We start from the raw sequence: 25,927 nt of genomic DNA, 5'->3' as shown, positions 1-25,927 counted from the left end.
TTTTTACTTTACCTTTTCCGCCTTTTCTGCTATACTATACAAGTTATCCAGCAGTCTCATGGTTCTTAAGGCCATGCAGGAAAGGGGGTCCCCTTAAAATGAAATACAAAAAATGGAATATCGGCGTCCCTGCGGAGGAGGAGGTCTCCCGGCTGCGGGCCGCGGGATATTCGTATCTGATGGCGCTGGTGCTGGCGTCCCGGGGCATCGCCTCTCCGGAGGCGGCGGCGGATTTTCTGGAGTGTGAGCGGCGTCTGACCCTCTCCCCCATGCTGATGCGGGACATGGACAGGGCCGTGGCCCGGATTCAGCGGGCCATTACCGGGGGGGAGACCGTGGCCGTCTTCGGGGATTATGATGTGGACGGCATCACCTCCACGGTGCTGCTGCTGGACTATCTGAAAAGCTGCGGCGTTCCCTGCCTGCGGTATATCCCCCGGCGGATTGAGGACGGCTACGGCCTTTCCAAGCCCGCCATTCAGAGTCTCCGGGACCAGGGGGCCACGCTGATGATTACGGTGGACTGCGGCATCACAGGCAACGAGGAGGTGGATTTTGCCAACTCCATCGGCCTGGACGTGGTGGTGACGGACCACCACGAGTGCAAGGAGGCCCTGCCGGACGCCGCGGCGGTGGTGGACCCCCACAGGCCGGACTGCCCCTATCCCTTCAAATACCTGGCGGGCTGCGGCGTGGCGCTGAAGCTGGTGCTGGCCCTGGGGGGCGAGAGCCGGGAGGACGCCCTCTTTGCCCGGTACTGCACCCTGGCCGCTATCGGCACCGTAGCCGACGTGATGCGGATGGAGGGGGAAAACCGGGCCATCGTCTCCTGCGGGCTGGAGGCCCTGCCCCACACGGATTTCGTGGGCGTCCACGCCCTTCTGCGGGAGGCGGGCCTGCTGGGCCGGCCCATCACCTCCGTTCAGATTGGCTTTGTCCTCTCCCCCCGGATCAACGCCGCCGGACGCATGGGGGCGGCGGACCTGGCGGCGGACCTTCTGGAGACCAGCGACCCCGCCCGGGCGGAGGAGCTGGCCCGGGCCCTGTGCGAGCTGAACCGGGAGCGGCAGATGGTGGAGCAGGCCATCTGCGCCGACGCGGTGAACCAGATCGGGGACCTGCGGACGGAGGAGCGCAGCGCCCTGGTTCTGGCCAGTGAACACTGGCACCAGGGCGTAGTGGGCATCGTGGCCTCCCGTCTCAGCGAAAAGTACTCCTGCCCCAGCTTCATGATTCATTTGAAGGACGGCACCGGCCGGGGCTCCTGCCGGTCCTACGGCGGGCTGAACCTCTTCGCGGCGCTGGAGGCCTGTTCCGACCTTCTGGACGGCTTCGGCGGCCACGAGCTGGCCGCCGGCTTCACCATTTCCGAGGCCAACATCGGCCCCTTCCGGGAGAAGATGAACCGCTATGTCCGTTCCCTCACCGGCGGGGAGCCCCCGGTGAGCTCCCTGGAGGTGGACGCCGCCGTGGGCTCCCCCTGTGAGCTGACCCTGGAGCAGGAGGCCTCACTGGAGCCCCTGGAGCCCTATGGCTCCGGCAATCCCCGGCCTGTGTTCGCCCTGCTGGGGGCCACGGTGGAAAGCCTCCAGTCCGTGGGCCAGGGGCGGCACCTGAAGCTCCGGCTTTCCAAGGGGGTCTGCCGCTTTGACGCCATCTTTTTCTCCGTGACGGAAGAGGAGTGCGGCGTCGTCCCCGGCAGCCGGGTGGACGCCGCCTTTTACCTCCAGGCCAATACCTTCCGGGGCTGTACGACGTTACAGCTTCAGCTGGTGGACATCCGTCCCTCCCTGGCCCCCAGCCGGAACGAGGCGGACTCCCTGGACCTGGTCCGCCGCCTGGTGGAGGACGCCGGACCCCTCTCCCCCCAGGAGACCGTCCGGCTCCGGGCCTCCCGCAGCCAGTACGCCGCCTGCTGGGTGGCTCTGGAACGGCGGCTCCGCCAGGGAAAGGCGGAAGAGGACTACCTCCCCTATCTCCGGACGCTGGCGGCCCGGATGGGAGGCAGCGAGAGCTTTCTCCGGGCCGCCCTGGCCCTGGCTGTGTTCCAGGAGCGGGGCCTGATTGCCCTGACGCGGAAGGACGACCGGATCATCCTCTGCCTGATGCCCATTCAGGGAAAGGTGAATCTGGACGCCTGTCCCTATCTCGTCCGGCTGGGACGCCCCGCCGGATCTCAGGAGGTGTGACGGCATGACTGTTCAGGAACAGTATGAGCTGCTGGAAAAAACCATACGGGGATACAACCCCGCCGCCGACCTGGGCCATATCCACGCCGCGTTTGAATACGCCGACCAGTGCCACCAGGGTCAGAAGCGCAAGAGCGGCGAGCCCTATATCATCCATCCTCTGGCGGTGGCCCAGATTGTGGCGGAGGAATTGAAGCTGGACTCGGAATCCATCGAGGCCGCCCTGCTTCACGACGTCATTGAGGACACCCCGGCGGAGCACGCCGACGTGGCCCGGCTCTTCTCCCCCACCATTGCCGACCTGGTGGAGGGGGTCAGCAAGCTGACCCGCATCCAGTATGCCACCAAGGAAGACGAGCAGATGGAGAATCTGCGGAAAATGCTCATCGCCATGAGCAAGGACATCCGGGTCATTCTCATCAAGATATCCGACCGGCTCCACAATATGCGGACCATGGAATACCAGTCCCCGGAGAAGCAGAAGCAGAAATCTCTGGAGACCATGGAGATTTACGCCCCCATCGCCCACCGGCTGGGCATGCAGCGGATGAAGTGGGAGCTGGAGGACCTGTCTCTCAAATATCTGGACCCGGTGGGCTATGAGGAAATCGTCTCCCGGCTGGACGCCAAGAGCCAGGAATACGAGGCCTTTACCCGGCGCATTCAGCTTCAGATCGGCGAGCGGCTGGACCAGTTGGGCATTGAGCACATGGTCTACGGCCGCATCAAGCACCCCTATTCCATCTACCGCAAAATGTTCAGCCAGAACAAATCCCTGGACGAAATCTTCGACCTCTTTGCCTTCCGGGTTCTGGTGGAGAACGTGGGGGACTGCTATAACGTGCTGGGCGTCATCCACGACATCTACAAGCCCATTCCGGGGCGGTTCAAGGACTATATCGGCACCAAAAAGCCCAATGGCTACCAGTCCCTCCACACCACCGTCATGGGCCCCGACGGCATCCCCTTCGAGGTGCAGATCAGGACCCGGGAGATGCACGAGATTGCCGAGTACGGCGTGGCCGCCCACTGGAAATACAAGCAGAACGGCCAGGGCGCCGGCACCGAGGGAAAATATGAGTGGGTCCGCCGCCTGCTGGAGAACCAGGAGGGCGCGGACGCCGAGGATTATATCCACTCTCTGAAGGTCGACATGTTTGCCGACGAGGTCTTTGTCTTCACCCCCAACGGAGACGTGCAGAACCTGCCCGCCGGGGCCACGCCCATCGACTTCGCCTATGCCATCCACTCCGCCGTGGGCAACCGGATGGTGGGGGCCAAGGTGAACAACCGCATTGTCACATTCGACCACACGCTGAAAAACGGCGACATAGTGGAAATCATGACCTCCAAGGCCGCCAAGGGCCCCAGCCGGGACTGGATGAAGATTGCCAAATCCAGCGAGGCCCGGAGCAAAATCCGCCAGTGGTTCAAAAAGGAGAAAAAAGAGGAAAACATCGCCAATGGCCGTGCCTCCTTTGAACAGGAGCTGAAGCACGCGGGCCTGTCCATGAAGGACGTCACCGCGGCGGACAGCCTGCCCATTCTGCTGAAAAAGGTGTCCTACGGCTCCCTGGACGAGATGTATGCCGCCATCGGCTACGGCGGCTTCACCGCCCAGAAGGCCGTCAGCCGGATGAGGGGAGAGCTCCAGCGCATCCAGCGCCAGCACCAGGCGGAGGAGGAACAGGCCTCCAGGCTGGAGGAGCCCGTCCAGTCCCCCCCTCCCCGGCCCCTGAAGAGCGAGCAGGGCATCATCGTGGAGGGGCTGGACAACTGCCTGGTGAAGTTCTCCCGCTGCTGCACCCCCGTGCCGGGAGACGAGATTGTGGGCTTCATCACCCGGGGCTACGGCGTGTCCGTCCATCGCTGCGACTGCCCCAACGCCGCGCCGGAGCGCCGGGCGGGCCAGGAGGGCCGCTGGCTCAAGGTTTCCTGGGGCAGCGACACCAACGAGAGCTATCCCACATCCATCGAGGTGGTCTGCAAGGACCGGATGAACCTGATTCTGGACATCTCCGCCGCCCTGTCCACCACAAATACCTTCGTCTGCGGCCTCCAGTCCCGCAGCACCGAGGACGGCTTCGCCCTGATCCGCCTGGAGATTCGGGTCCGGGACGGAGCCCAGATGAAGGCCATCATGAACAAGCTTCATCAGATTTCCGGTGTCCTCAGCGTCACACGGCCGGCAGGATGAGTTCCACTCCCGTGGGGGCCCGCTTTCGCGGGGAACTGCTGCCGCAGGGGCCCGCTGCCGTGGGGGCCCGCTGCCGTGGGGGCCGCATGGATGGGATGAACTCTGTGGGGCCCGGTCCCCTGACCGGGCCATAGAAGGAGCCGGGGCCTGTGGGGGTATGGCCTGACCAAGGGGTCAGGCCCCACAGACCTTCTATCGGGAGACCTCCCTGTGGGGCCGCTTTTGCGTAGAACTGCTGCCGCAGTGGCCCACTGCCGTGGACCCCGCCGGGAGGCGGCCCCCGTGGGAACGGCCCTCATGGGAGTGAATCCCCGCGAAAGCGGCCTGTGCATCAGCGCAAAACAAGAATTGAAATGAAATCAGGAGGGACCGCCTATGCGCGCAGTCGTCACCCGCGTGAAGCACGCGTCTGTCACCATTGAGGAGCGAGTCAACGGCCGGATTGGCCGGGGCTTTCTGGTTCTGCTGGGGGTGGGCCCCGGCGATACAGAGGAGACCGCCCGGAAGCTGGCGGACAAAATCTGCAATCTCCGTGTCTTCGAGGACGAAAACGGCAAAATGAACCTGAGTTTGGAGCAGGTGGGCGGCGCGTTGCTGGTGGTGTCCCAGTTCACCCTGTACGCCGACACCTCCTCCCGCCGTCCGGGCTTTTCCGGCGCGGCCAGGCCGGAGCTGGGGGTCCAGGGCTATGAGTGGTTCATGGCCCGCTGCCGGGAACGGGGCTTCACCGTAGAGCACGGCGAGTTCGGAGCCGACATGCAGGTGGACTCCCGGAACGACGGGCCGGTGACCATCTGGTTTGACACGGAGCATCCCTGACCTGAAAGGAGGACCTGACATGGAAACGATTCCGCAAAAGCAGCCTGAGAAGGGCCTGACCTGGACCCTTCGCACAGTAAGGGGGGAAATACGCCCCGCCGCCTGGGAGCACATTGAACAGGAGCTGGACCGCCTGCATCCCTCCGATCCCGACAGCTTCCTGGTCCTGGAGCAGGAGGGCGAAACGGACTATTGGTATATCCAGAGCGCCGTGGCCCTGAAAGGACCTCACGCGGGGCAGTATATCGTGGGCTGCGGCTGGTCCGGAGCCCAAGGCCCCTCCACCCCCGGCGGCATTGCCCTGGTGGAGTGGTACGGCGATTATGCCGGGGCGGTGGAGAAGTTCCGGCAGGTCTGGGAGACCGGGACGGTGGATTTTACCGGTTTCCAGGACCTGTCCTATGAGCTTCCGGCGAACCAGAGACAGTCGGTTTTGCAAATCTGCCGGATGGAAGTTGGGCCGCTGGAGACAAACTGCTACATTTTGACTGAGAAGCACGCCGGCCTGGCAGCGGTCATTGACCCCGGCGGGGATGCGCCGCGGATTATCCGGGAAATCCAGCGGCAGGGCGTGAAGCTCCAGTATATCCTGCTGACCCACGGACACTATGACCACGTGGACGCCCTGCCGGAGCTGGCGGCGGCGTTCCCGGAGGCCAAAATCCATATCCACAAAAAAGACGTCCAGGGCGTGGATCCGCAGCTTTTCCCCGTCCCGGCCATGCTGAAGGACCCCAAATGCCCGGTGAAGCAGCTTCATTATTACAAGGCGTTCAATGATTGGGATGTGGAAACACATAAGGCGAAAGACCTGCCCTTTGGCTGTCTGAATATCCACCCCATCCACACCCCCGGCCACTCCGAGGGCAGCGTAACCCTGCGTGTCAGCGGCGGGCCCCTGTTCTGCGGCGACACCCTGTTTCAGGGCTCCTGCGGCCGGACGGACTTCCCCGGCGGGAATGTGGGCAAAATGATGAGCAGTCTGCGGGTGTTTGGGATGATGAACGGGGACGCCGCCGTCTATCCCGGCCACATGGAGCCCACCACCCTGGAGGAGGAGCGGAAGAACAACCCCTACCTCCGCCAGGCCCTTCAGGAGACGCCATGAAACTGATTTTTGAGGGCCACGACGAGCGCTACACCGTGGAGCAGAGTCTGCTGAACCTGTTCCCCGGGGAGCTGCCGGTCTATGAGCCCATTCAGCCCGGAGACGAGAGCTGGGCCGTGGTCTCCTGCCGGGAGGAAGCGGGACGGCTGCTGGTCACCACGGACCTCTGCCATCTTGGCGGGAAGGCGGCGGCCTTTCACACCGCTTCCCTCTCCGGCACGGACTATGACCGGGAGGGCCAGCGGCGGCACGCCATTGGGGCCTGCTTCTTCCAGGCATACCAGAGCCTTACCGGAAACACGCCCCCCTGGGGGATGCTCACCGGCGTGCGCCCCGACAAGCTGACGACCCAGGCCCTGGCGGAGGGGAAGACTCCGGAGGAGGCCCGGGCGCTGCTGGAACGGAATTATTACGTGACGCCGGAGCGGGCCGCCCTGGCGGCGGAGACCGGCCTTGCGGCCTTTGAGGCCGGGGGAGATCTGGGGCCCCGGGACATCGCTGTCTATATCGGCGTCCCCTTCTGCCCCACCCGGTGCGCCTACTGCTCCTTTGTCAGCCAGTCGGTGGAGAAGAGCCTTTCTCTGGTGGAGCCCTATGTGGACGCTCTGACGGCGGAGCTCGCCGCCGGCGGGAGCATGGTCCGGCGCCATGGGTTCCGGGTCCGGGCCCTGTATATGGGCGGCGGCACCCCCACCACCCTGTCGGCGGCGCAGCTGGACCGGGTACTGACGGCATGCGAAGAGGCCTTCGGCCCCGCCCTGGACCCCGGCGGTGAAATCACCGTGGAGGCGGGGCGGCCCGACACCATCACGGCAGAAAAGCTGGCCGTCCTGAAGGACCACGGCGCCACCCGGGTCTCCGTGAACCCCCAGACCATGGAGGACCACGTCCTCCGGGCCATCGGGCGGCGGCACAGCCCCGGGGACATCGAGGCCGCCATGGAGCTGGTGGCGAAAACCGGCTTCCGCCACGTGAACATGGACCTGATCGCCGGGCTCCCCGAGGACACGGCGGAGGGCTTCCGCCGTTCCCTGGACCGCTGCCTCCGGTTCGGCACGGACAACATCACCGTTCACACCCTGTCCCTGAAAAAGGGCAGCCGTATCCTCACCGAGGGGCTCTCCATCCCCGGCCCTCAGGCTGTGGGGGAGATGCTGGATTACGCCGGGTCCGTCCTGCGCCGGGCCGGTTACGCCCCCTATTATCTCTACAGGCAGAAATACATGTCCGGCAGCTTCGAGAACATCGGCTGGAGCCTGCCCGGGGGCGCCTGCCTGTACAACATCTATATCATGTCGGAACTGTGCTCCATCCTCTCCTTCGGCGCGGGAGGGTCCACCAAAATGGTGGACCCGGTGCTGAAGAGCCGCCGCATCCAGCGGGTTTTCAACCCCAAGTATCCCAAGGAGTACATGGAGCGGCCCGAAAAAAAGGAGGCCAATCAGGCGGCCTTCGCCGCCTTTTATGACCGGGGTGAAAGCGGGGAAAACCGGGCATAACAGACAGGGAGAACCCGCCGGAGCCCGGGAGCGCCGGGGGGATTCGGAAAAGGAGGCAGAACTGGATGGATGAGAAGCTGAACGAGCTGCTGCACACGGTCCGGCGGACCGCTGCCGGCGCGGCCTGCGGCGTCTGCCGGAAAACGGGGGAGCTGGTCTCCGCTGTCCGGCTGCGGCAGCGGATTGCGGAGCTGGAGCGGGAGGAGGAGGCGCGCCTGGCGGAGGCGGGCCGGATGGTCTACGCCACCCACACCGGCACCCCCACCCCCACGGACGCCCTGCTGGAAAAGCTCCGGGAGATCGACGTGCTGAAGGCCGAGCTGGCTTCGCTGCGGCGGGAGGACGGACGCTGCGCCGCCTGCGGCGCGGTGATCCCGGAGGGGGACCGCTTCTGCCGCGCCTGCGGCCGCAGGCTGTGAGCCGGGCACGCCTGTCATGCCTGTTTTTCCCGCCGCATAGACTGGAGACAGGCCGTGGAGGCGTCCGCGTTTCGGGGCGGTCTTCCCCAGAGGAAGAGGACGGCGCATTTTTTTGATAATATGAGGTAAGCTTTCCATGTCAAGTAAGAAAAAGCAGTCTTTCCTGGGCGGCACCGCCGTTCTGGCGTCCGCGGTGGTCATTGTCAAGCTCATCGGCGCGGTTTACAAGGTGCCGCTGAACAACATCCTGGGCGAGGTGGGCAAGACCTATTTCGACACCGCCTATCTGATTTACAATTTCCTGAACATTCTGGCCACGGCGGGTCTGCCCCTGGCCATTTCCAAGCTCACCAGCCAGGCCCACACCCAGGGCCGGGAGAACGAGAAGCGGAAAATCTTCCGCACGGCCATCTGGCTGTTCTTTTTCCTGGGTCTGGCGGGCTCCGGGCTGATGTTCTTCGGCGCGGCGCGGCTGGCCGCCTTCGAGTCCAACCCCATGGCCGCCCAGGCCATCCGGGCTCTGGCTCCGGCGGTGTTCTGCGTGTGTCTGCTGGCCTGTATGCGGGGCTATACCCAGGGCCAGGGGAACATGACCCCCACCGCCGTCTCCCAGGTGCTGGAGGCCCTCTGCAAGGTGGGCATCGGACTGCCTCTGGCCTGGTATCTCCTGAAGCGCACCGGAGGGGACATGGCCAACGTGGCCGCCGGAGCCATTTTCGGCGTCTCCGCCGGCACCATTCTGTCGGTGTGCTTCCTGGTGCTGTATATGCTGAGCCACCGGAACCGGAGCAGATCCCTGGACGTGCCCCCCGGCGGCGGGACCATCCTGCGGCAGGTGCTGGCCATCGGCATCCCCATCACCCTGGGGAACTCCGCCCTGGGCATCATCAACCTCATCGACACGAAGATTGTCATGGGACGGCTCCAGAGCGCCCTGCTGCTGAGCGAGGTGGAGGCGGCGGCGCTGAACGGCCAGTACCGCATGGCCATGGATATGCCCAATATGGTGTCCTCCTTCGTCTACCCCGTCACCATGAGCCTGATCCCCTTCGCGGCGGCGGCCATGGCCCAGCGGGACCACGCCAAGGCGGACCGCATCATCTCCTCCGCCTTCCGGCTGATTGCCGTGCTGGCCATTCCGGCGGGAATCGGCCTCTCCGTGCTCTCCACGCCCATCATGGTGCTGATGCTGCCCAGGCGGCGGGAGGCGGCCCTGGCGGCAGGGCCCCATCTCCAGATTCTGGGCCTGGCCACCATCTTCATCTGCCTGATGATTCTGACCAACGCCATCCTGCAAACCTACGGCAGGGAAAAGCTGCCCATTTTCACCGTTGTGGCCGGCGGCGTCACCAAAATCGTCATGAACTACATTCTTGTGGGAAACCCAGACGTCAACATCCACGGCGCGCCTATCTCTACCCTCTGCTGCTATCTGGTTGTCGTGGGGCTGAACCTGTTTTTTGTGTGGAAGTACTCGCCTCAAAAGCCCCGGTATCTCCAAATCTTCGCCAAGCCGGTTATTGCCTCCATCCTCATGGGCGGAGCGGCCTGGGCGGTCTGCGGCTTTGTGAGCCGGGCCCTGTCGAAGGGGCATTCCGCCTATGGGGCCAACGCGGCGGCGGTTTTCTGCGGCATTCTGGCCGGAGTCCTGGTCTACGGGGTGCTGGTCATTGCCCTGCGGATTCTCCGTGCGGAGGATCTGCGGTCCATCCCCCATGGACAAAAAATCACAAAGATTCTGCGTCTAAAATAAAAATTTGTTGTTTTAGAAGTTTTTTGCTGAAATTTCTTGAAAAGGCGGACAATCTATGGTAGATTTTCAATGTAAGAGCCATTACGGCTGGCAGGACTTTCTGGAGGTCATGCGTCTGCTGCGGGCTCCGGGGGGCTGTCCCTGGGACGCGGAGCAGACCCACGGCTCCATCCGCAGGAATTTCCTGGAAGAGACTTACGAGGCGCTGGACGCCCTGGACCGGGACGACCCCGCCGCCATGTGCGAGGAGCTGGGGGACGTTCTGATGCAGGTGGCCTTCCACAGCCAGATTGAGACGGAGCGGGGCCGCTTCACCATGGACGACGTGGTGGACGGCGTGACCCAAAAGCTGGTATACCGCCACCCCCACGTCTTCGGCACGGCAACGGCGGCGGACAGCGCCGAGGTGCTGGTAAACTGGGAGATTCTGAAGCGGAAGGAAAAGCGCCAGGACTCCACCGCCGACGCCGTGGAATCCGTGCCCCACACCCTGCCCGCCCTGTGGCGGGCGGAGAAAATCGGCTCCAAAACCGCCAAGGCCGGCTTCGACTGGGACAGCGCCCTCAGCGCCTTGGGCAAGCTGGAGGAGGAGGTCCGGGAGCTGCGGACGGCCCTGGAGGCCGGCGGCGCGCCGGACAGGCCTCACGGCGTCCGGGAGGAGCTGGGAGACCTGCTGTTCATCGCCGCCAAAATCGGCCAGATGACCGGCGTGGACCCGGAGGACGCCCTCCACCGATCCTGTGACAAATACAACGCCCGGTTCCGCCGGGTGGAAGCCCTGGCGGACAAGCCCCTTTCCCAGTACGCCGAGGCGGAACTGATTGCCCTGTGGCAGCAGGCCAAGGAGGCTGCGGGGAGTGCGCCGGGCGACGGAGCCTGACGGCTGGGCCCCGGAGCGCTTTCACACCGTCCCATGCCGCGCTGAGGTTCCGGGAGATTCGCGCCTCTGCTTCTCATCTGATGTCAGATGTATCCAGCGCCCACAAACCTGTCTTAAACGCATCCGCGTATAAGAAATAAAACAAAAGAATTATCAGGAGGATCGCACACTATGAACAAAGCTGAACTGATCAACGTCGTTGCCGCTGCTGCGGAGGTCTCCAAAAAGGATGCCGAACTGGTGATCACCGCCACCTTTGACGCCATTACCGACGCTTTGAAAGAGGGCGAAAAAGTGCAGCTGGTCGGCTTCGGCTCTTTTGAGGTAAAACCCCGGGCCGCACGGCTGGGCCGGAATCCCAAGACCAAGGAGCCCATCGAGATTCCCGCCTCCACGGTGCCCGTATTTAAGGCCGGCAAGGTCCTGAAGGATACCGTCGGCAAATAAGGTTCCCCCATTGCGCCATAGACAGACAGCTGCCGGCAGACATGCCGGCAGTTTTGGCACAGGGGAACCAGCAAGGGAAGGGATAACCATGCGTCTGGACAAGTATCTCAAGGTCTCCCGCCTCATCAAGCGGCGGACCATCGCCAACGAGGCCTGTGACAACGGCCTGGTCAGCGTCAACGGCCGGCCGGTCCGGGCCTCCTACGAGGTGAAGCCCGGGGACCGGATTGCCCTGCGGCTGGGGAGCCGGGCGGTGACGGTGGAGGTCCTCTCCGTGCCGGAGAGCCCCCGGCAGGGCGAAGTCCTGTATAAAGAAATATAGCAGTCATGATTTCGCCCCCCGGGACATATCCTGTGGACAGGGAGGGACGAAGACATGAACGACTATACCATGCCCCAGGCCGCCCACCGGTTGGAACTGGACGGGCGGGAGCGCCTGACGGTCTCCGGAGTGGAGGACGTGGAGCGCTTCGACGAGACGGGAATTGTCATGTCCACCTCCGTGGGAACGCTGGTGATCACGGGGGAGGACCTGCATATCGGGCAGCTGTCCCTGGACGGGGGAGAGCTGCATGTGGACGGACGGATCGACTCTGTGACCTACGAGGACCAGGGCCCGGCCCGGGGCGGCTTCTTCAGCCGTCTGTTTGGATAGGATGGGGGCGGGAAACGGGGCGGCCCTCCGCCAGCTGCTGATTTTCGGGCAGTCCATCCTGCTGGGGCTGTCTGTGGGACTTTTTTATGATCTGCTCCGGGCCTTCCGGCTGCGGCTTCCCCGCATCACCAGCTGGCTGGACGCCCTGTATTGTCTGGCCGCGGGGGGGAGCGTGTTTCTCTTTCTGCTGCGCCGGAGCTCGGGGGAGCTGCGGGGTTTTGTGCTGCTGGGAATCGCGGGAGGCTGCGCGCTGTTTTTCAGCGCCTTTTCCCAGCCGCTGCGCCCGCTGTGGGCCTTTTGGACGGAAACGCTGGCCTGGCTGGCCCGGCTGCTGGCCCTGCCGGTGCTGTGGACCAGGCAGCTCTGCAAAAAAATTGCCTTCTGCGGAAAAAATCTCTTTTATTTTTGGCGCAAATGCTTTACAATAGAAATAGACGGACACAGGAACGTGCTTACGAGGGGAGGCGGCGGACATAACAAGGCGGGAAAGGCCGCAAAAGCTGGCAAAACCGGCAAAGGCCCGAAGGGCAGGACAGCGGATTCGCACCGGTCTGACGGTCAAGCTGGTTATTCTGGCGCTGCTGACCGCCGCAGGCTGGCGTCTGTATGTGCTTCAGGACCAATTAGAAAGCGCCCGGCAGGAGCGGGACGCCGTCGCCGCGGAGGTGGAAATCCAGCGCCAGAAGAATGATGCCCTGGCGGCGGATATCGCCGAGGGCGCCACCCAGGAGAAAATGCAGGAGATCGCCCGGCGGGAGCTTGGCTGGGTCCTCCCCGGAGAGTACGTCTTCCCTATTGGCAGCTGACCGTCGTAACCGCAAATCATCGGAAGGAGAAACAAGAAACCTTATGGAGCCTCAGGTTGGGAGTATTCTGGAAGGCAAAGTCACCACCATCACCAAGTTCGGCGCTTTCGTGGCGCTGGAGGGCGGCGGGTCCGGGCTGGTACATATCTCGGAGATCGCCCACACATTCGTTGAAGACGTACACGATTTTCTCCAGGCGGGTCAGGCCGTCAAGGTCCTGGTCCTGTCGGCAGAGAATGGAAAGGTCAACTTATCCATCAAAAAGGCGCAGCCGGAGGGAGAGCGGCGGGCTCCCAGAGCCCCGAGGCCCGCGGCGGCGCCCAGGCCGGCCCCTCAGCCCAGGGGCGGCCGGGTCCGGGCGGTCCCCCCTCCGCCGCCCTCCGGAGATCAGGCCTTTGAGGACAAGCTCAAGCAGTTCCTCTCCTCCTCCGAGGGCAAAATGGCGGACCTGAACCGCAGCATGGACGGAAAACGGGGCGGCCGCCGGAGAAGATGACCGATAAAACCCAGGAAGCAGAAAAGCATCCGGGGGGCGTTTTCACGCCTCCCGAATGCTTTTTTCCGGCGGTTTGTCCTCCCGGGCTGACCGCCCCCAAAAAACACTGGAGAAGGAGGAACAGACATGTGCACAGACCGGGTCCAGGTGCTGGACGGCGGCGCGGACTCTTTGGAGCGCGCCTGCCGGGTGGATCTCCATACGCATTCCACCGCCTCGGATGGAACAGACAGCCCCCTCCGCCTGGCGGAACAGGCAGAGGCCGCCGGCATCCGCGTGTTCTCCCTGACCGACCACGACACGGTGGCCGGGGCGGAACAGCTGAGGAAACAGCCGCCGGAGGGCGTGGCCTTCATTCCGGGCATTGAGTTTTCCTGCCGCATGGACTCCGGGAACTGCCACATCCTGGGCTATGCCTGCGACGCCGCGCATCCGGCGTTTCAGCAGGCCCTGGCCCGGGGCGCCGCGCTGCGGGGGGCCAAGCTGGAAAAGAGGCTTGCCTTTCTCAGCCAACAGGGCATGACGTTTCCGGAGGAGGAACTGGAGCGGCTGCGGCAAATCCCCAGCGCCGGAAAGCCCCACCTGGGGAATCTGCTGGTCCGATACGGCTACGCCCCGGACCTCCAGAGGGCCATCACCCAGATCATCAACCGCTGTCCCACAGGGAGCAGCCGCATCGATGCGAAAACCGCCGTCCAGGCGGTTCTGGCCTCCGGCGGCATTCCGGTGTGGGCCCACCCTCTGGGCGGCGAGGGGGAGCGGGAGATTGGACCGGAGCAGTTCGCCAGTATGCTGGACGAGCTCACCGGCTATGGCCTGATGGGGCTGGAATGCTGGTACTCCAAATATCCCCCGTCCCTCTGCGGGCGGCTGGCGGAAACTGCCTCGGCCCGGGGCCTGCTGGTCTCCGGCGGCAGCGACTGCCACGGAGAGAACAAGTCCATCCCCCTGGGGATGCTGAACGCCGGGAGCCAACCGGTGCCGCCGGACCGCCTCACCATCCTGGCTGCGCTGGCGGGACGGATTCCCGGCGGCCTTCCGATTCCCTGACAGGCATCCGGAGAAAACCGGGCCGGTCCCCCCTCTTCCCCGCCGCCGGGACATGGCAGGGCGGACGGCGGCCCGCACAAGAAAACCGGTCCTGACGGCTGGAGCTCCAGCGTCAGGACCGGTTTGTTTACAGCAGCGTAATTCCTGCCGCCTCACAGCCCTTTACGGTTTCCTCGTCCCAGAGGCTGGCCTGAACCTCGCCAATGTGGCAGGCCCCCAGCAACAGCATGCACAGGCGGGACATGCCGATGCCCCCGCCGATGGACTGGGGCAGTTCCCCCTTCAGCAACATCTGATGGAAGGGCAGCTCCCGGCGCTCCTCACAGCCTGCTGCCTTCAGCTGCCTCTTCAGTGCAGCGGCGTCCACCCGGACACCCATGGAGGATACCTCAAAGGCCCGTTCCAGCACAGGATTCCACATCAGGATATCGCCGTTCAGCGTCCAGTCATCATAGTCCGGGGCCCGGCCGTCATGGCGCGCACCGGAATGCAGAACCCCGCCGATCTGCATGAGGAACACAGTGGGATGCTCCCGGCAGATTTCCGTCTCCCGCTCGGCGGGAGACAGCTCCGGCCAGCGGTCCTCCAGCTCCTGAGTCGTGATAAAGAAGACGTCCCGCTCCGGGCGGAAGGACAGGGCCGGGAAATGGTTCCGCAGGGCGGACGCGGTGTCGCAGATGGCCCCTACGATATCCTGTACGGTGTCCTTTAAATACTGGACGGTGCGGTTCCGGACGTCGATGTGCTTCTCCCAGTCCCACTGATCCACATAAATAGAGTGAAGATTGTCCACGGTCTCGTCCCGGCGGATGGCGTTCATATCGGTATAAAGGCCGGTACCCAGCTTGAATTCATAGCGCTTCAGGGCCAGCCGCTTCCACTTGGCCAGGGAGTGGACCACCTGTCCCTGTGCGCCCACATCCGGTATGTCAAAGGAGACAGGGCGCTCCACGCCGTTGAGGTCGTCGTTGAGGCCGGTGCGTCCGTCCACAAAAAGGGGCGCGGACACCCGGTGGAGATTCAGCCGGACGGTAAGATTGTGCTGAAAATCGGCGTGAATCAGCTCAATGGCCCGCTGGAGCTCATTATTGGTCAGGGGCATCCGGTAGCCGGAGGGGATCGTCAGCTTGCTCATAGGAAAAACCAGTCCTTTATGTTGAATTTAAAAATCGGGGCTCAATTGAAGAAGGAGGCCGCGGCCGGCGTGACATAGACCTCCATCAGGGCGGCAGCGGCCATCAGCGGGGCGGCCGCCAGAAACAGCATCCGGGAGATCAGGGCCAAACACTCCCACAGGCTCAGGGCGCTTTTGTCCCCCAGGAGCCGGCGGCTCAGGTGGCCGCAGACGCAGAGCCCCGTGGCCATGGAGAGCACCAGGGCCGGCAGCTCGAACACCCCATGGGGCAGCAGCCCCGCCAGCCAGGCGGCGGCGGAATGTCCCTGATGGAGATACCAGGCCCCCAGTCCCCCCAACGCCAGGGCGTTCATGCCCAGTGCCAGGGCAGGCAGGTACAGAAAGGGCAGCAGTCCGTACAGCATCACCACCACGCAGGCCCGCAGGCTGCCAGCGAACAGCAGAGGCGCGGACAGACGCTCCTCCTCCGCGCCCATACCTCCCAGCAGCGCCGCCAGATAATCCGCCAGCCTCTGCCCCAGAGAGGGACAGGCCGCGCAGACGCCGAAGGCCAGCGCCGCCAGAAAGGCGAAGGCCGCGGCGGTGCGGCGGAGCTCATAGTCCAGACTCCCGGCCCTCCGCCAGAGACCGCCGTATACGCCGCTCAGATATCGTATCATACCCGCAGACGCTCCAGGCCCGCCTTCAGACGGCGGAGAGCCTCGTCCCTTCCCAGGATGTGGCAGATCTCCACGGCGCCGCCGGGGGTCACCTGCTTGCCCGCCGCCGCGATGCGGACCGGCCACATCAGCGTGGCGTTCTTCACGCCCAGGGACTCCGCCAGGGCAATCAGGCAGTCGTGGACGGCCTCCTGGGTCCAGTCCGGAAGGGCCTCCAGCGCTGGAACCGCCGCCTCCAGCATCCGCCTGGAGACCTCCGGGTCGGTCTTGGATTTCTTATTGGTGAACAGCGCCGGATCATAGTCGGGAAGCTGGTCGAAGAAGTCCACCTTCTCCGGGATGTCCGTCAGCTTCTCACACCGGGCCTGAAGCAGGGCGGCCACGGCGGCGGCATCAATGGCGGGGTTTTTGACCCCCTGACGGATATAGGGCTCCGCCGTTCTGGCGAAGTCCTCCGGGGACATGGCGCGGAGGTACTGGGCATTGAAATAGGTGAGCTTCTCCATATCAAAAATGGCGGGGGACCTGGAAATGCCCCCGATGTCGAAGGCGTCCACCAGCTCCTCCAGGGAGAAAATCTCCTGCTCGCTCAGGTCCCCCTTGGGGGCCCAGCCCAGCAGAGCCACATAGTTCAGCACGGCGGGAGTCAGGTAACCCTGGGCAATCAGGTCCTCATAGGAGGGGTCGCCGTGGCGCTTGCTCATTTTATTGTGCTGGTCCCGCATGACGGGAGAGCAGTGGACATAGGTGGGAATCTCCCAGCCGAAGGCCTCATAGAGCAGGTTATATTTGGGAGCGGAAGAGAGATACTCGCTGCCCCGGACCACGTGGGTAATGCCCATCAGGTGGTCGTCGATGACGTTGGCGAAGTTGTAGGTGGGCAGGCCGTCCCGCTTCAGCAGCACCTGATCGTCCAGCGTTTTGTTCTCCACGGTGATGTCACCAAAGCTGGCGTCGTGGAAGGTGGTGGTCCCCTCCTTGGGGACCCTTTGGCGGATGACATAGGGGGCTCCGGCCATGAGATTGGCGTCAATCTCCTCTTGGCTGAGGTTCCGGCAGGGGTCCTCCCCCCGCTCCCAGTCCCCGGCCTCCTCTTCGGACTCGGTCTTTTCGCAGAAGCAGTAATAGGCCGCCCCCAGCTCCACCAGCCGCCTGGCGTACTTCCCGTAAAGGTCCCGCCGCTCCGACTGGATATAGGGTCCCACGGGGCCGCCCACGTCGGGGCCCTCGTCGTGGGTCAGGCCGCACTGGGCCATGGTGCGGTAAATGACGTCGGTGGCGCCCTCCACCAGACGGCCCTGGTCCGTATCCTCAATGCGGAGGATGAAGGCGCCCCCGGCGTGGCGGGCAATGAGCCAGGTATAGAGGGCGGTGCGCAGGTTTCCCACGTGCATGTAGCCCGTGGGGGACGGAGCAAACCGGGTCCGGACCTTCCCCTTGGGAATGCGGGCCTCCATCTCCTCAAAAAAACGGCTGTCAGTTGCCATAAAAACCTCCCGATGTTTATACGCCCGGCGGCCGCCGCCGGCGATCTGTTTTCTCTGTGCGCTTCAGACAATACTTTTTTATTATCCCTTTTTTTCCGGGAAATGTCAAGGATTATCGAGGGATGGAAGGGGCCTTTTGTATAGGTATTATAAAGGGGTGTAACAAGAACAGAAAAAGGCCGCTCGCTGTTAGACAGCGTCAGCATCATGTTTTCTTTGTGCGTCTCCTCAACTGGCGTTCCACTAGACGGGTTTTATCCTCTTTCTCCTCTCATTTTTGTAACTCATCACTGACAAACCTACAGCCCCGGCAAAGGCGGGGCGGAATTTACCGAAAACAGGCGGGGACGTTTGACATGGCCGGGGAAGTCCTATATAATCTTTCGTAACATAAGGACCGATCTCAGGGCGGACATTCCGCCCCAAAGGGGGACCCGATATGGCCAATTATTCCTTCTCTGTTTTTCCCAACGAGAATTTTCTGGACTTCAGGCTGTATCAATACGGCTGGGAGCAGTGCATGCCCCTGCATTCCTTCGGCCCCTTTGCCCGGAATCACTATCTGTTCCATTACATCATTTCCGGGCACGGGACCCTGGACTCCGCCGGCCCCGACGGCGCGGACCGCAGGTATGAGCTGGGGCCCGGCCAGGGCTTTCTCATCTCTCCCGGCCAGATCAACACCTACGCCGCCAGCAAAACGGACCCCTGGGAATACACCTGGCTGGAGTTCGACGGTCTGCGGGTGGAGGAGTATCTGGACTGCGCGGGGCTGAGCGTCCTCCAGCCCGTCTACCGTCCCCGGTTTCCGGCCCAGGGGGACGAGCTGAAGGACACCATGCTGTACATCGCCCGGCAGACCGACGCCTCCCCTCTCCATCTCATCGGACATCTGTGCCTCTTTTTGGACAGGCTGATTCTGTCCTCCTCCGCCCGAAAGCCCCTTCACGGCGGAAAGCTCAAGGATTTCTATATCCAGGAGGCCATCAATTTCATGGAGCACAACTACCAGCGGGACCTGACGGTGGAGGAGATTGCCGACGTGTGCAGGCTGAACCGCAGCTACTTCAGCAAGCTGTTCGGGGAGAGCATGGGTTGCCCGCCCCAGGAGTTCCTGATTCGCCTGCGGCTGTCCAAGGCCGCGGAGATGATGAAGCTCACCGACAACTCCATCCGGGACATCTCCGCCGGGTGCGGCTATCCCAACCAGCTCCATTTCTCCCGGGCCTTTAAAAAGCGCTACGGCGTGCCGCCCCGGCAGTGGCGGGCGGAGAACCGGAGGGCGGAGAACCGGAGGGCAGAGAACCGGGGGGCGAAGAATCGGGGGGCGAAAGACCCGGAGACGGAACAGTAGCGGAGGAGATATGCGCCCTGAACAAAAAGCATGCCCGTCCCCGTTTTTCGGGGACGGGCATTCATCTGCCGTCAATCCGGAGGACTGCGGGGAAGGGGCCGGTCCGGCTTTCCGGGGCCTCAGTCCTCTGAAACGGCGGACAGGTACAGCTGGAGGGACTGGTAATCCCCCTGGAACAAGGGCAGGGGATAACCGGCTTCCATCAGCACGTCGCCGGGATAGTCCCCCTGGCCGTTAACCGTGTAGCGCAGGGCCGGGTCCAGCCCCCTGAGCCGCAGGCGGCGGAAGGGCACGGCGGCCTGGGCGGGTCCGGCAACCAGAGAGACCAGGGCCTCATGGCCGTCGGGGGCGGCCTGCTCCCAGGCGGCATAGGGGTCGGTGAAGGGGTCGCTGAGACGGTAGTAATCCCCATTCTGAATCAGGTCATAGTGCTCCTTGAAAAAGGCCGTCTGCTGCTTGATAACCGCCCGTTCCTCCGGCGTGCACCGGCCCAGGTCCATCTCATAGCCGAAAGTTCCGGACATGGCCGCCGTGCCCCGGGTCTCCAGGGAGGTGACCCGTCCGTTCTGCTCGTTGGGGGAGACGGAGACGTGGGCCCCCACGGCGCTGACGGGGTAGCAGAAGGACGTGCCGTATTGGATGCGCAGGCGGTCGACGGCGTCGGTGTTGTCGCTGCACCAGATCTGAGGCGTGTAGTAAAGCATCCCGGCGTCGAAGCGGCCGCCGCCGCCGGAGCAGCTCTCAATCAGCAGTTCGGGATAGTCCCGGCGCAGCCGCTCCAGCAGGTCGTAGACGCCCAGGACATAGCGGTGGCAGACCTCGCCCTGCCGGCTTGCCGGCAGGGCGGCGGACCAGACATCGGACAGGCTCCGGTTCATGTCCCACTTGATATAGGTGATGCCGGCGCTGTCCAGAATGCTCCGGATGGCCTCATAGATGCAGTCCCGGACCTCCCGCCGGGAGAAATCCAGCACCAGCTGGCTCCGCCCCCGGGCCTGGGGCCGTCCCGGGACGCCCAGGGCCCAGTCGGGATGCTCCCGGTAAAGCCGGCTGTTTTCGCTGACCATCTCCGGCTCCAGCCACAGCCCGAAGTCCATCCCCAGGGCCCGGATGCGGGGAACCAGGGCCTCCAGGCCGCCGGGCAGCTTCTCCTGATTCACCTCCCAGTCCCCCAGACCGCTGAGGTCCGTGTCCCGGGAGCCAAACCAGCCGTCGTCCATAACGAACAGATCAATGCCCAGGCCCGCCGCGCCCCCGGCGATTTCCACCAGCCTGTCGGCGGTGAAGTCGAAATAGGTGGCTTCCCAGTTGTTCATCAGCACCGGGCGGCGCTTTCCCTGGAAGGGGTCCCGAATCAGGTTCTCCCGCAGGCCGCGGTGGAACTGGCGGCTCATCTGGCCGAGGCCTGCGGGGGAGCAGACCAGGGCGGCCTCCGGGGCCGTGAAGGCCTCTCCCGGGGCCAGGGTGAAGCAGAAATTATAGGGATCAATGCCCAGAATCAGACGGTTGTTTTCCAGCCATGTCCGCTCCGCCGCCGCCTGGAAGTTTCCGCTGTACACCAGCATGGCCCCGTAGCACAGCCCGTAATCCTCGCTGGCGCCGCGCTCACAGAGGACCACAAAGGGGTTGTGGTGGTGGCTGGAGGTGCCCCGTATGCTGTTCACGCACTGAATGCCCGGACGCAGGGGGGCCCGGCTGGGGCAGCGCTCCATAGTGTGGCAGCCGTCAAAGGTGATGAGGTCCAGATCGCCCTGCTGAAAGTCCAGGCACAGGGAGGCGCAGCGGCGCAGGCGGACGGCGCCCGTCCCCTGGTTGACCACCCGGACGGCCCGGGTAATCAGGTCCCGCTCCTCCAGCACGCCATAGTACAGCTCGACCAGCATTTTGGCGGCGGCGTCCCTCATGCGGATGACCAGGGTCTCCCACTCGTCCCCGCCCCAGAAGGCGGGCAGGCCCTCCAGACCATATTTGCCCCGGCGGAGCTCGCAGCTCTCATAGCGCAGGTCCGCCAGGCGGCTGCCGTCCTCCGGCTCAAACTCCACGCTGGGGAGGCGGAAGTCCCCCACGCCGCAGGAGGAATACTCCTGGGGCAGGGTGTCCAGGGAATAGTCCCGCTCGTCGCCCACCTCGTTGGGGTTGGGGGAAAAGCCCCGGTCGGCATATTGAATGAGGCAGGACAGGTCGCCGCCGCGGACACGGGGGCCATAGTAGGTGTGCAGCAGGATATTGTGCCGGTCCGCCTTCATCTGATAGGTGGTGTGTTGGGTGTGCAGGGTGAACACCCGGTTTTCCTGATCCAAAATAATCATAAAACGCCCTCACTCCTCTGCCGTTTCCGCGGCAGGGCGCGGAAGCACGGTCTTCTGTTCATACATGGAGCCCGCCGCCCAGCCCCTGAAGCGGCGCGGGACGGCGGACATATGGGATGATGATTAGAATTCCAGATTCTTTCCGTCTTTGCCGAAGACGTGGCAGACGCTTCCGCTGAAGGTCAGATTCAGCTTGTCTCCGGTATGGAAGGTGTCGATGTGCTCCCCCTTGGCGTCCATGGTGGGCACAATCACCACCACGTCCCGCCCGTTGGCGTTGGCGTGGAAATGGACCTCGCTGCCCATCATCTCCGCCACCTCCACAGAGGCGGTCAGGGTGTTTCCGGATTCCTTAGACAGCACCATATGGCTGGGCCGGACGCCCAGGGTGATGCTCTGGGCCGGGACCTTATGGGCCGTCAGGTTCGCCTGCTTGTCGGCGGACAGCTCCACCCTGCAGCCGCCTACGGACACGGCGTATTTCCCGCCGCTGACTTCCAGCTGGGCGTCGAAGAAGTTCATCTGAGGCATGCCGATGAAGCCGGCCACGAAGATGTTGGCAGGGTGGTCGAAGACCTCCTGAGGGGTGCCGATCTGCTGGATGAAGCCGTCCTTCATAATGACAATCCGGTCGCCCAGGGTCATGGCCTCGGTCTGGTCATGGGTGACATAGATGAAGGTGGTATTGATTTTCTGCCGGAGCTTGATAATCTCCGCCCGCATCTGGTTGCGGAGCTTGGCGTCCAGGTTGGACAGGGGTTCGTCCATCAGCAGCACCTTGGGCTCCCGGACAATGGCCCGGCCGATGGCAACACGCTGGCGCTGGCCGCCGGACAGGGCCTTGGGCTTCCGGTCCAGATACTGGGTGATGTCCAGAATCTCGGCGGCCTCCTTCACCCGGCGGTCAATCTCCGCCTTGTCCATCTTCCGCAGCTTCAGGGGGAAGGCCATGTTCTCATAGACGCTCATATGGGGATACAGGGCGTAGCTCTGGAAGACCATGGCAATGTCCCGGTTCTTGGGCTCCACGTCGTTCACGAGCTGGCCGTCGATGTACAGCTCGCCGCCGGAGATTTCCTCCAGACCGGCCACCATCCGCAGGGTGGTGGACTTGCCGCAGCCGGAGGGACCCACGAGGACGATGAATTCCTTGTCGGCAATATTCAGGTCGAACTTCTGCACCGCGATGACGCCCTGGTCCGTCACCTGAAGGTTGGTTTTCTTCTCCGGTTCGCCCTTTTTCCTCTTTGCTTTTTTCTGACCGGCGCTGTGGGGATAAATCTTGGTAATTCCTTTCAAATTCAAGGCAGCCATAGTTCAGTTCCTCCGTTTTTTGATTCAAAAGATTGAAGGCGTTTACTTTCCGCCGGTAGAGGCGATGCCCTCGATAAACTGGCGCTGGAAAATCAGATACAGAATCACCATGGGCAGCATCGCCAGCAGGGAGCCCGCCATCAGCACGGGGAAGTTGGTGGTAAACTGGCCCCGCAGAGTGGCCAGGCCGGAGCTGAGGGTCATCATGTTCAGGTCGGAGTTGACCACCAGAGGCCACATCAGGTCGCTGTAGGCAAACACGGCGGTGAAGATGGTCAGAGCGGCCACGGAGGTGCCGGTGAGGGGGAACATCACCTTATAGAAGGTCTGCCACTGGGTGCAGCCGTCCAGATAGGCGGCCTCGCCAATTTCCTTGGGAATACCCATATAGGTCTGGCGCAGGAAGAACACACCGAAGGCGCTGACGATGCCGGGGAACACCAGGGCGAAGATGCTGTTGGCCAGGCCCATCTTGGCCACCATCTGGTATTGAGGAATAATGAAAATCTGTGAGGGCAGGGACATCTGCACTAGGACGACGCCGAAGAGCAGCTTCTTGCCCCGGAACTCCAGCATGGCGAAGGCATAGCCCGCCATGGAGCTGAAGGCCACGGCGCAGATGACCCGGAAGAAAATCATCAGTCCGGTGTTCAGATACAGCTTCAGGAAGGGCAGGCTTTTCATCGCGTCCCCGAAGTTGGTGACGATCATCTCCTGAGGGAAAATGGTGGGGGGCACCTTCATGCTCTCAGGAACCGTCTTGAGGCTGGTGAGAATCATCCATACAAAGGGGAAAACCATAATGAGCGCCCCGAGGATCAGCGCAATGTAGGTGTAAACGGTCATCCGCTTCCGGGAGGCCTCTAAAGAACGTTTATTCATCTCGCTCCCTCCTTACACGTCGTAGTTGACCCACTTCTTCTGACCGTAGAACTGAATCACGGTGACCAGGCCAATCAGCAGGACGGTCCAAATGACAATGGCGGAACCGGTGCCGCGGCTGCCCGCGATAAAGGACTCCCGATAGAAGAGATACATCAGGCTCTGCACGCTGGTGACGGCAGGGTTGGTCTCCTCCACCATCATGTAAATCAGATCATAGACCTTTACGGCGGACATCAGCCGCATAATCATGACCACGAACAGCGTGGGGGAAACCATGGGCAGGGTGATGGTGAAGAACTGCTTCACCTTCCCCGCTCCGTCGATGCTGTTGGCCTCATAGAGGGTCTTGGGGATATTTTGCAGGCCCGCCAGAAGCAGCACCGCATCATAGCCGATATTGCTCCAGATGGCCACCACGGCGCAGGAAATCATGACGAATCTGGGGTCGGTGATCCAGCCTATCTCGGCGCCGAAGAGCTGGTTGAGGATGCCGTACTGGCCGTTGAAAATCCAGCGCCAAACCATGGTGACGGCGGCGGGGGCGCAGACCATGGGCAGGAAGAAGATGGTCCGGAAGCCGCCCTTGAATTTGATCTTGGCGTTCAGCAGCATGGCCACCAGCAGGGACAGGAACAGGCCCACCGGCACGGTGAGGATGCAGAACAGAACGGTGTTCCAGGTGGCCTTCCAGAACTCGGCGCTCTGGAAGATCTCGGCGTAGTTTCCCAGGCCGATAAACTTGTAATGTCCGAAGCCCAAATGTTCGCAGAAGCTGGTGTAAACCGTCTGGACAAAGGGCCACAGATTCAGCACCACCAGGCCGATGATGGTGGGGGCTACCATGATCCAGCCCCAGTTTTCTTCCCGCCGGGCGGCGGGGGACAGTTTGTTATTCACAGGCGCCCTCCTCTCAGTCTCCCGCCAGTTTCTTGGCGGTTTCGGTATCTACAATCTGCTGCATGTTGGCCAGGGCGGACTCCAGGCTCTGCTGGCCGTTGTAGACCTTGGTCAGCTCATCCAGCACCGGGCTCTTCCACTTGGGCTTTGCGGAGTTGTTTACATTCTGCACGCCATATTCAAACTGGTCCATGACCATTTCCACATTGAGGTCATAGCCCGCTTTTTCAAAGGCGTCAAAATAGGGCTGCTCGGTGCCGTTGTAGGCGGAGATGGCCGCACCGTAGGAGCTGGCCAGCAGCTGGGCTTCCTCGGTGCCGAAGAATTTGATGACGTCCAGGGCAATATCCCGGGTCTTGCCGTGGGCGGCAGTGGAGTAGCACAGGCCGTTGGAGATGGTGGCCCGTCCGTCGCCGCTGACGGGGTCGGGACACTTGGGCAGGGGGGCGATATCCCATTTGCCCTCCATGTTGGGGAAGTTGATGCATTTGTTCATCAGCTCCCAGTTGCCCTCGATGTACATGGAACCAATCTCGGAGAAAAAGGCGGTGCCAGGAGCGGTCTCGGCAAAATAGGCCTGGTTGGGACACCAGTCGTAATCCTGAATGCCCACATAGAACTCCATGCCTTTTCGGGTCCCCGGCTGGTCGAAGCCGGCCTTGGTTTTGTCCTCGTTGAGGATATAGCCTCCCGCCTGATAGACAAAGCTCCAATAGCCCATCTGGTCATCATTGTAGGCCATGAAGCCATACTTTCCGGTTTTTTTGTAAATCTGATCGGAGGCGCTGACCAGATCGTCCCAGGTCCAGTTTTCATCGGGGTAGGCCACGCCGGCCTGGTCGAACATCTCCTTGTTGTACACCAGGAAAATGTTGTCCTTGTCCTTGGGCACTCCGTACATCCGTCCGTCGCTGCCCTGGGCGTTGCCGATGGAGATTTCGGAAAAGTGATTCTGATAATAGCCGGGTTCCTCACCGGCATACAGGTCGGTGACGTCGGCCAGCATGCCAAAATCGGAGTAATACAGGATCTGATTGGTGTGCATCCAGAAGATGTCGGGCATGGTGTTGGACTCGGCGGCGGCCTCCAGCTTGGTCCAGTACTCATTCCAGCTGGTGACCTGGACCTCGATGGTCACATCGGGGTTTTTCGCGGTATAGGCATCGCAGATGGCCTGCATGCTGTCCCGCTGGGCGATGTCCCAGATCTGGAATTTAAGGTGGGTCTTTCCGTCTGAAGCGCCGCAGCCGCACAGGGCCAGCAGCAGCGCCGCGGTCAGAACCAGCGCTGTGATACGGGGAATCTTTCTCATAACTCCACTCCTCTGCTTGTTTGTCGCGCTCAGGTCTTGTTACGTAACTGTAAATTTATGATAATCCCGCCCCCGCCTGCCTGTAAATAGATTCTATTTCGCAAAATATACCCAGATGCAAGATAAGGCGCTTTTCGTGCAGGCCGTGCAACATCTTGGTATATTCTTTCGAAATTTCGACTTTACGCCTAATTTGCACGGTTTTATTTTGTACAAAACATAAAAAGGTGCTTTTTTGAGACTGCGCCTTGAGGAAA

Annotated in this window: 24 protein-coding genes; 16 read left to right on the top strand and 8 right to left on the bottom strand. The window is 62.7% G+C overall.

Going from position 1 to position 25,927, the window contains the following annotated elements; translation table 11 throughout:
• Window positions 1–98: 98 nt before the first annotated feature.
• The 15 genes from recJ (at window position 99) to Q0063_RS00790 (ending at window position 14,318) form a co-directional block, all read left to right on the top strand.
• A complete protein-coding gene (gene recJ, locus Q0063_RS00855) occupies window positions 99–2,189 on the top strand; it encodes a single-stranded-DNA-specific exonuclease RecJ (protein ID WP_297870070.1) in 2,091 nt (696 codons plus the stop codon).
• Window positions 2,190–2,193: 4 nt separating this feature from the next.
• Window positions 2,194–4,386: a bifunctional (p)ppGpp synthetase/guanosine-3',5'-bis(diphosphate) 3'-pyrophosphohydrolase gene (locus Q0063_RS00850; protein ID WP_297870069.1), complete on the top strand. Its 2,193-nt coding sequence runs from the start codon at window positions 2,194–2,196 to the stop codon at window positions 4,384–4,386.
• 375 nt (window positions 4,387–4,761) lie between these two features.
• Window positions 4,762–5,205: a D-aminoacyl-tRNA deacylase gene (dtd, locus tag Q0063_RS00845; RefSeq protein ID WP_297870068.1), complete on the top strand. Its 444-nt coding sequence runs from the start codon at window positions 4,762–4,764 to the stop codon at window positions 5,203–5,205.
• Between the two features lie 19 nt (window positions 5,206–5,224).
• The gene (locus Q0063_RS00840) at window positions 5,225–6,313 is read left to right on the top strand and encodes an MBL fold metallo-hydrolase (protein WP_297870067.1); all 1,089 of its coding nucleotides are present in this window, start codon (window positions 5,225–5,227) and stop codon (window positions 6,311–6,313) included.
• On the top strand, window positions 6,310–7,812 hold the full coding sequence (gene hemZ / locus Q0063_RS00835) for a coproporphyrinogen dehydrogenase HemZ (protein ID WP_297870066.1): 1,503 nt from the start codon (window positions 6,310–6,312) through the stop codon (window positions 7,810–7,812). The genes Q0063_RS00840 and hemZ overlap by 4 nt, the downstream gene beginning before the upstream one ends.
• Before the next feature lie 65 nt (window positions 7,813–7,877).
• Window positions 7,878–8,231, top strand: a complete 354-nt coding sequence (locus Q0063_RS00830; RefSeq protein ID WP_297870065.1) for a zinc ribbon domain-containing protein — start codon at window positions 7,878–7,880, stop codon at window positions 8,229–8,231.
• Window positions 8,232–8,367: 136 nt separating this feature from the next.
• Window positions 8,368–9,984 carry a polysaccharide biosynthesis protein gene (locus Q0063_RS00825; RefSeq protein ID WP_297870064.1) on the top strand — a complete coding sequence of 539 codons (1,617 nt, stop codon included), beginning with the start codon at window positions 8,368–8,370 and terminating at the stop codon, window positions 9,982–9,984.
• 55 nt (window positions 9,985–10,039) lie between these two features.
• Window positions 10,040–10,864, top strand: a complete 825-nt coding sequence (gene mazG, locus Q0063_RS00820; protein WP_297870063.1) for a nucleoside triphosphate pyrophosphohydrolase — start codon at window positions 10,040–10,042, stop codon at window positions 10,862–10,864.
• A 171-nt stretch (window positions 10,865–11,035) separates the two neighbouring features.
• On the top strand, window positions 11,036–11,311 hold the full coding sequence (locus tag Q0063_RS00815) for an HU family DNA-binding protein (protein WP_297870062.1): 276 nt from the start codon (window positions 11,036–11,038) through the stop codon (window positions 11,309–11,311).
• Window positions 11,312–11,399: 88 nt separating this feature from the next.
• Window positions 11,400–11,633 (top strand): RNA-binding S4 domain-containing protein, encoded by a 234-nt coding sequence (locus Q0063_RS00810; RefSeq protein ID WP_297870061.1) that lies wholly within the window; start codon window positions 11,400–11,402, stop codon window positions 11,631–11,633.
• 54 nt (window positions 11,634–11,687) lie between these two features.
• On the top strand, window positions 11,688–11,966 hold the full coding sequence (locus tag Q0063_RS00805; protein ID WP_297870060.1) for a YabP/YqfC family sporulation protein: 279 nt from the start codon (window positions 11,688–11,690) through the stop codon (window positions 11,964–11,966).
• A 1-nt stretch (window position 11,967) separates the two neighbouring features.
• Window positions 11,968–12,657, top strand: a complete 690-nt coding sequence (gene yabQ / locus Q0063_RS14660; RefSeq protein ID WP_367180306.1) for a spore cortex biosynthesis protein YabQ — start codon at window positions 11,968–11,970, stop codon at window positions 12,655–12,657.
• The gene (locus tag Q0063_RS00800) at window positions 12,548–12,772 is read left to right on the top strand and encodes a septum formation initiator family protein (protein WP_297870154.1); all 225 of its coding nucleotides are present in this window, start codon (window positions 12,548–12,550) and stop codon (window positions 12,770–12,772) included. Before yabQ ends, Q0063_RS00800 begins: the two co-directional genes overlap by 110 nt.
• A gap of 43 nt (window positions 12,773–12,815) precedes the next feature.
• The gene (locus tag Q0063_RS00795) at window positions 12,816–13,268 is read left to right on the top strand and encodes a S1 RNA-binding domain-containing protein (protein ID WP_297870059.1); all 453 of its coding nucleotides are present in this window, start codon (window positions 12,816–12,818) and stop codon (window positions 13,266–13,268) included.
• Between the two features lie 126 nt (window positions 13,269–13,394).
• The gene (locus Q0063_RS00790; RefSeq protein ID WP_297870058.1) at window positions 13,395–14,318 is read left to right on the top strand and encodes a PHP domain-containing protein; all 924 of its coding nucleotides are present in this window, start codon (window positions 13,395–13,397) and stop codon (window positions 14,316–14,318) included.
• 127 nt (window positions 14,319–14,445) lie between these two features.
• Here the strand turns inward: Q0063_RS00790 and asnA are convergent, their stop codons facing one another.
• Genes asnA through gltX form a run of 3 tightly spaced genes read right to left on the bottom strand, consistent with a single transcriptional unit; the run spans window position 14,446 to window position 17,599 of the window.
• On the bottom strand, window positions 14,446–15,453 hold the full coding sequence (gene asnA / locus Q0063_RS00785) for an aspartate--ammonia ligase (protein WP_297870057.1): 1,008 nt from the start codon (window positions 15,451–15,453) through the stop codon (window positions 14,446–14,448).
• A gap of 41 nt (window positions 15,454–15,494) precedes the next feature.
• Complete coding sequence (locus tag Q0063_RS00780) at window positions 15,495–16,112, bottom strand: stage II sporulation protein M (protein ID WP_297870056.1); 618 nt, start codon at window positions 16,110–16,112, stop codon at window positions 15,495–15,497.
• Window positions 16,109–17,599, bottom strand: coding sequence for a glutamate--tRNA ligase (gene gltX, locus Q0063_RS00775; RefSeq protein WP_297870055.1), 1,491 nt, complete (start codon window positions 17,597–17,599; stop codon window positions 16,109–16,111). Before gltX ends, Q0063_RS00780 begins: the two co-directional genes overlap by 4 nt.
• A gap of 439 nt (window positions 17,600–18,038) precedes the next feature.
• Here gltX and Q0063_RS00770 point away from each other — a divergent pair, with 439 nt between their 5' ends.
• On the top strand, window positions 18,039–18,953 hold the full coding sequence (locus tag Q0063_RS00770; RefSeq protein WP_297870054.1) for an AraC family transcriptional regulator: 915 nt from the start codon (window positions 18,039–18,041) through the stop codon (window positions 18,951–18,953).
• Window positions 18,954–19,072: 119 nt separating this feature from the next.
• On the opposite strand, the gene Q0063_RS00765 is transcribed toward Q0063_RS00770, so the two are convergent.
• The 5 genes from Q0063_RS00765 to Q0063_RS00745 form a co-directional block, all read right to left on the bottom strand.
• Window positions 19,073–21,262: an alpha-galactosidase gene (locus Q0063_RS00765; protein ID WP_297870053.1), complete on the bottom strand. Its 2,190-nt coding sequence runs from the start codon at window positions 21,260–21,262 to the stop codon at window positions 19,073–19,075.
• A 123-nt stretch (window positions 21,263–21,385) separates the two neighbouring features.
• Complete coding sequence (locus Q0063_RS00760) at window positions 21,386–22,576, bottom strand: ABC transporter ATP-binding protein (protein WP_297870052.1); 1,191 nt, start codon at window positions 22,574–22,576, stop codon at window positions 21,386–21,388.
• A 42-nt stretch (window positions 22,577–22,618) separates the two neighbouring features.
• A complete protein-coding gene (locus Q0063_RS00755; RefSeq protein WP_297870051.1) occupies window positions 22,619–23,458 on the bottom strand; it encodes a carbohydrate ABC transporter permease in 840 nt (279 codons plus the stop codon).
• Between the two features lie 12 nt (window positions 23,459–23,470).
• Window positions 23,471–24,358 carry a carbohydrate ABC transporter permease gene (locus Q0063_RS00750; protein ID WP_367180305.1) on the bottom strand — a complete coding sequence of 296 codons (888 nt, stop codon included), beginning with the start codon at window positions 24,356–24,358 and terminating at the stop codon, window positions 23,471–23,473.
• Between the two features lie 13 nt (window positions 24,359–24,371).
• On the bottom strand, window positions 24,372–25,670 hold the full coding sequence (locus Q0063_RS00745) for a sugar ABC transporter substrate-binding protein (RefSeq protein WP_297870050.1): 1,299 nt from the start codon (window positions 25,668–25,670) through the stop codon (window positions 24,372–24,374).
• Window positions 25,671–25,927: the final 257 nt, after the last annotated feature.

The organism is uncultured Oscillibacter sp. (assembly GCF_947654275.1).
Classification (GTDB): domain Bacteria; phylum Bacillota; class Clostridia; order Oscillospirales; family Oscillospiraceae; genus Oscillibacter.
The sequence above is the reverse complement of the archived record's forward strand: the minus strand, read 5'-3'. Positions and strand labels throughout refer to the sequence as shown.

Bases quoted from the DNA above. Each gene is read 5' to 3' on its own strand.
- recJ (WP_297870070.1), top strand. From the start codon at position 99: ATGAAATACAAAAAATGGAATATCGGCGTCCCTGCGGAGGAGGAGGTC.
- Q0063_RS00850 (WP_297870069.1), top strand. From the start codon at position 2,194: ATGACTGTTCAGGAACAGTATGAGCTGCTGGAAAAAACCATACGGGGA.
- dtd (WP_297870068.1), top strand. From the start codon at position 4,762: ATGCGCGCAGTCGTCACCCGCGTGAAGCACGCGTCTGTCACCATTGAG.
- Q0063_RS00840 (WP_297870067.1), top strand. From the start codon at position 5,225: ATGGAAACGATTCCGCAAAAGCAGCCTGAGAAGGGCCTGACCTGGACC.
- hemZ (WP_297870066.1), top strand. From the start codon at position 6,310: ATGAAACTGATTTTTGAGGGCCACGACGAGCGCTACACCGTGGAGCAG.
- Q0063_RS00830 (WP_297870065.1), top strand. From the start codon at position 7,878: ATGGATGAGAAGCTGAACGAGCTGCTGCACACGGTCCGGCGGACCGCT.
- Q0063_RS00825 (WP_297870064.1), top strand. From the start codon at position 8,368: ATGTCAAGTAAGAAAAAGCAGTCTTTCCTGGGCGGCACCGCCGTTCTG.
- mazG (WP_297870063.1), top strand. From the start codon at position 10,040: ATGGTAGATTTTCAATGTAAGAGCCATTACGGCTGGCAGGACTTTCTG.
- Q0063_RS00815 (WP_297870062.1), top strand. From the start codon at position 11,036: ATGAACAAAGCTGAACTGATCAACGTCGTTGCCGCTGCTGCGGAGGTC.
- Q0063_RS00810 (WP_297870061.1), top strand. From the start codon at position 11,400: ATGCGTCTGGACAAGTATCTCAAGGTCTCCCGCCTCATCAAGCGGCGG.
- Q0063_RS00805 (WP_297870060.1), top strand. From the start codon at position 11,688: ATGAACGACTATACCATGCCCCAGGCCGCCCACCGGTTGGAACTGGAC.
- yabQ (WP_367180306.1), top strand. From the start codon at position 11,968: ATGGGGGCGGGAAACGGGGCGGCCCTCCGCCAGCTGCTGATTTTCGGG.
- Q0063_RS00795 (WP_297870059.1), top strand. From the start codon at position 12,816: ATGGAGCCTCAGGTTGGGAGTATTCTGGAAGGCAAAGTCACCACCATC.
- Q0063_RS00790 (WP_297870058.1), top strand. From the start codon at position 13,395: ATGTGCACAGACCGGGTCCAGGTGCTGGACGGCGGCGCGGACTCTTTG.
- asnA (WP_297870057.1), bottom strand. From the start codon at position 15,453: ATGAGCAAGCTGACGATCCCCTCCGGCTACCGGATGCCCCTGACCAAT.
- Q0063_RS00780 (WP_297870056.1), bottom strand. From the start codon at position 16,112: ATGATACGATATCTGAGCGGCGTATACGGCGGTCTCTGGCGGAGGGCC.
- gltX (WP_297870055.1), bottom strand. From the start codon at position 17,599: ATGGCAACTGACAGCCGTTTTTTTGAGGAGATGGAGGCCCGCATTCCC.
- Q0063_RS00770 (WP_297870054.1), top strand. From the start codon at position 18,039: ATGGCCAATTATTCCTTCTCTGTTTTTCCCAACGAGAATTTTCTGGAC.
- Q0063_RS00765 (WP_297870053.1), bottom strand. From the start codon at position 21,262: ATGATTATTTTGGATCAGGAAAACCGGGTGTTCACCCTGCACACCCAA.
- Q0063_RS00760 (WP_297870052.1), bottom strand. From the start codon at position 22,576: ATGGCTGCCTTGAATTTGAAAGGAATTACCAAGATTTATCCCCACAGC.
- Q0063_RS00755 (WP_297870051.1), bottom strand. From the start codon at position 23,458: ATGAATAAACGTTCTTTAGAGGCCTCCCGGAAGCGGATGACCGTTTAC.
- Q0063_RS00745 (WP_297870050.1), bottom strand. From the start codon at position 25,670: ATGAGAAAGATTCCCCGTATCACAGCGCTGGTTCTGACCGCGGCGCTG.